Source organism: Mycobacterium sp. (assembly GCF_049280035.1).
GTDB lineage: Bacteria > Actinomycetota > Actinomycetes > Mycobacteriales > Mycobacteriaceae > Mycobacterium.
In genome coordinates this window covers 1-4,200 of record NZ_JBAPPI010000114.1, presented here as the reverse complement: position 1 = coordinate 4,200, position 4,200 = coordinate 1, and the positions used below count along the sequence as shown (strand labels likewise).

General features: G+C 69.8%; 3 protein-coding genes. 2 read left to right on the top strand and 1 reads right to left on the bottom strand.

From position 1 onward, the window contains the following. Positions 1-3,147 (bottom strand): alpha-mannosidase (locus WAN71_RS03810; RefSeq protein ID WP_422224054.1); only part of this gene is annotated, 3,147 nt, incomplete at its 3' end. Between the two features lie 115 nt (positions 3,148-3,262). On the opposite strand from WAN71_RS03810, the gene WAN71_RS03805 reads away from it, so the two are divergent. Continuing rightward, positions 3,263-3,856 (top strand): DinB family protein, encoded by a 594-nt coding sequence (locus WAN71_RS03805; protein ID WP_422224055.1) that lies wholly within the window; start codon positions 3,263-3,265, stop codon positions 3,854-3,856. After that, the coding region (locus WAN71_RS03800) for an alpha/beta fold hydrolase (protein ID WP_422224053.1) at positions 3,850-4,200 on the top strand (351 nt) is incomplete at its 3' end. The genes WAN71_RS03805 and WAN71_RS03800, both read left to right, overlap by 7 nt.

The following is a 4,200-nucleotide window of genomic DNA, read 5'->3' as shown; positions in this document are numbered from 1 at the left end:
CAGGTGCACCGCGCCGGCCGGGCCGATTTGCAGCAGTGAACCGGTGGCGGGCAGCCGGTCGGTCCGCCCGGGCGCCGTCACGGCCAGCAGCGGGTGGGAAAACTCGGCGCTCCGGGCCGGAATCTCGGCATGGCGCCAGTCACCGGCGCCGCAGACCAGTGCGTAGTCGAAAACGTGCGTCCAGTGCTGCAGTTGGAAGTTCGAGCCGTCGGGCGCGGTGCGGCGCGGCTCGTCGATCCAGACCCCGGACGGCCAGCCGGTGCAGGACCGCATCAGCGCGGTGTGCAGGGTGCCGTCGGCCTCGACGGCGAAGCTGGGCACCCCGCGGTTGAGCAGCGCCACCGTCCGCGACTCGAAGCGCTGCAGGCCCGACGGCGCGTGTTGGCGGATGACGATCTCGGCGTCGACGAGGTCGTCGGCCACCGACGCGATCGCCGGCCCGAGGTCGGCGTCGTCGCGGCTGGCGATCACCAGTACCGGCAGCGCCCGCGAATCCCGCAGGTCCGCGCCGGGGATCCAGCCGCTCGCCAACGGCGCCGTGGCCGGCACCCACACCCTGGCCCGGCCGGTATCGGCGAGCTGCCGCTCGACCTCGACGGTGTAGGCCGGGTCGGCGGCGGCCAGCACGGCCTTGGTGAAGGCGTTCTGGCCCGGACCACCCAAGGCGATCCGGGTGTCCGGCAGATTCGAATCGACGCCGAGGTGGCCGTAGCGCGGCTTGTCGGCGCTGCTGCAGGTCGCCGTGACCCCGGCGCGCACCAGCGCCACCACCAGGTCGCGCGCCAGTAGGCCGCCCATCGGCTCGGTCGGCGCGACCACCTCAGCCACCGAGACCGCGCGCACACCCTCTCCAACGCGCACCCGGGCCGCCGAGGACAGCCCGAACCACCCGTATGCCGGGTTGTCCAGCGTCCACGGATGGTCGGCGGTGTCCACGGATTCAGGCCCCGAATGAGCCTTGTGCAGCAACGCGAAACCACGCCCGATGACGGCGTCGCCGACTTCGCTGACCGGCATGGCGCCCGGCAGAGGGCACGGCCAGCGCAGTCGCAGCAGCTGGTCGGCGGCGGTGAAGTCGTCGATCGTGGTGGTGCAGTCCACCCGATCGACGCCGTGCCACAGCGTCAAAGTTTGTGTGTAGCAAAGCAGCTCGCCGATCCGGCCGACCACGCGCAGCCGCTGACCCAGCGGGCTGTGGTAAGCCCGCACCTCCGCTGAGCTTTCCGACGAGCTCACTACCGGCCCCTTGGGCAGCAGGTGCCATGGGCCTTCGCCGCCGGTCGGGTGCGCCGGGTATTCCTCGTAGACGGCCAGCTCGTTGCCCACCCGGCCCTCGGCGATCAGCTGCCGGCCGTCGTGGATCAGCGACGACACCCCGCCGCCGCGGGCCGGGTCGACAGCCAGCCGGTAATGCTCGTTCGCAATCTGCTTGCCGCGCACCGGTTTCCAGGCTGTCGAGGTATCTCCGGCGACCAGCCGGTAGGCCCGCCAACCCAGCGACGGCACGTCGCGCGCTAGCCAGCTGACCGATCGTCCGTCGTGCTCGACAAGAGCGGGCAGCTCGGCGCCGTCGTGGTCCCGCACCCGCACTCCAGCACCGACCGGCGAGTCGAGCCGGGCGGTGACGACGTCGGTTCGGTTGTGCGCCAATGGGTTCCACACGACCACGTCGCCGTCCACCGCGCTGGACAGCAGCGCCAGCGAGTTGTCCCGGGCCGCGCGGCCGAGCTCCCACGCGTCGCGCCAGCCGGTCAGCAGATCGAGGTACACCTGATCGGACTCCGAGCCGGTGATGGCGTCGTGGTGCGCGCCGTAGACCAGCTGCACCCACGCCTTGGCCAGCGCGGCCTGCGGGTAGTCGGCGCCGGCCAGCAGCCCCGCGAACACCGCGAACTTCTCGGCGTCCAAGACGGCGTTCTCGGCGGACCGGTTGGCTTGTTTGGTGTCGATGAACGACACGTCCTTGCCGGTGTAGATCGGGTTCATGTCCCGGGTTTGCGGCGACGGCACCAGCGCACGGGCGTCCAGTTCGGCTCGCACCGCGGCGAAGAACTCACTGGGCAGCGCGCAGACGAACCGCGGCCAGGTGTAGCGCGAACCCCAGTCCCGGTGAATGTCGGTGACCCACTTGTTCGGCGGGGTGTAGTCGGTGCCGACCGGCAGCAGCACGTTGCGGGTCAGCGCGACCTTGCGCAGTTCCTCGAACAGCCGGTAAGTCGACTGTTCGGCCTCCGCCAGCGACGCGGCGTCGTCCATCCCCCAGCCGGCCCCGTAATGCGCGGGCATGTAGTGGGTGAGCAGACCGCGCCCGGACGGAGCGATCCACTCGAACTCGCTGCAGAACTGCATGCCCGCCACGCCACCGTCGCTGTGCATCGGGCCCCACTGGTGGTGCGGTCCACGGGCCCACGAACTCGATGTCAGCCCCGCGTCGGCGGCCATGCCCGGAAACTGCGGATCGTGGCCGAATACGTCGAGCTGCCAGGCGGTGGCCGGGTTGCCGCCGAGCACTTCGCGTTGAAAACCCATGCCGTGCACCAGGTTTCGGATCGTTGTCTCGGGGCTGGTGAGGTTGGTGTTCGGCTCGTTGTAGGTGCCGCCCATGATCTCCACCCGGCCCTCGGCGATCAGCCGGCGCAGGTCGGCGCGGTCCTCGGGATAGGTGTCCCAGTACGGCTTGAGATAGTCGACTTCGGCGAGCACGAATTTGTACTCGGGTTCACGCCGACCCATCTCCAGGTGCGCGTGCACCAGCTCGAAGCCGTTGCGACACCTGCCCGGCGGGTCCTGCCGCCACAGGCTGGTGTAGGCGCCCTGGGTGTTCCACCACACCGGGTCGTAGTGGAAGTGGCTGATCATGAACATCGTCCACCCGGGCTCGGCCACGGTGAACGCGAACGGTGTCGCGGCACCATCGACGTGCACCTGCGCGGCGCGGCGCTGACCGACGACCGGGTGCTCGACGGCGACAGCCACCTCAACGACGTCGTGCCCGATGCGCGCCAGCGTTTCTCCGCTCACGCCGTCGCCGTCGACCCGGACCAGCGTCGGCTCGGTGGCGCCGCTGACGGTCACCCGCGCCACCTGCAGCGGCGCGTCCGGCGGCCCGACGAAAAGCTCCGTCGACTCCGCCGAAATCACCTGCATTCCCGCACCCTACGACGCTGGGCAGGCGCCGTGCGGCGTCACGGCGCGGCGTTTTTTGACAGGCTTGAGCACAGTCGACCGGAAGGACCCGCTGATGCCCGCTCTCGCCTCGCCCGTGACCGACGAACGCAGTGCCCTGCGCGAATACCTGGCCTATCACCAGAGCGCGTTCTTCGCGGTGGCCTACGGCCTCACCGACGAACAGGCCCGCTCGCGGCCGACGGTCAGCGCATTGTCGATCGGCGGACTGGTCAAGCACGCCACTGCTATGCAGCGCAGCTGGATGGCGCGGATCGCCGCCGCCCCGGAACTCCCGGCGCGTGACACCCGGCCGTTCGAAGAGATCTCCAAGGACTTTGCCGACCAGCACGTAATGCGGCCAGACGAGACGCTGGCCGGGCTGCTCAGCGACTTCGAGGCCGAGAACGCCAAGTCGCTGCACCTGGTGGACACCGCCGATCTGGACGCCGTGGTGCCGGTGCCGCAGGACATTCCGTGGTTCCCGAAGAACCTGGAGGCGTGGTCGGTGCGATGGGTGATCCTGCATGTGATCAACGAGCTGACCCGCCACAGCGGGCACGCCGACATCATCCGGGAGAGCATCGACGGCGCCACCATGTACGAGCTGCTGGCCGGCCTGGAGGGCTGGGAGATCGCGGGTTGGGTCACGCCCTGGAAGAACGAGCAAAAACCAGAAGAAGCATGCTGACTCGTAGCGGCCTCGCCCGCCGCGACACCGAGCAGGGCACCGTCGAGCTGTACTACGAAGACCTCGGCGACCCGGCCAACCCAACGGTGCTGCTGATCATGGGGCTGGGCGCCCAGCTGCCGATGTGGCCCGACGGCTTCTGCGCTCAGCTCGTCGACGCAGGGTATCGGGTGATCCGGTTCGACCATCGCGACACCGGGCTGTCGGCCAAGATGCACGGGATGCGCGCCGAGGGCGCGGTCTATCGCCGGGTCTGGCGTTATCTGCTGGGCCGCGGCAGCCCGGTGCCCTACACACTGGTCGACATGACCCGCGACGTGGTCGCGCTGCTCGATCACCTCGGC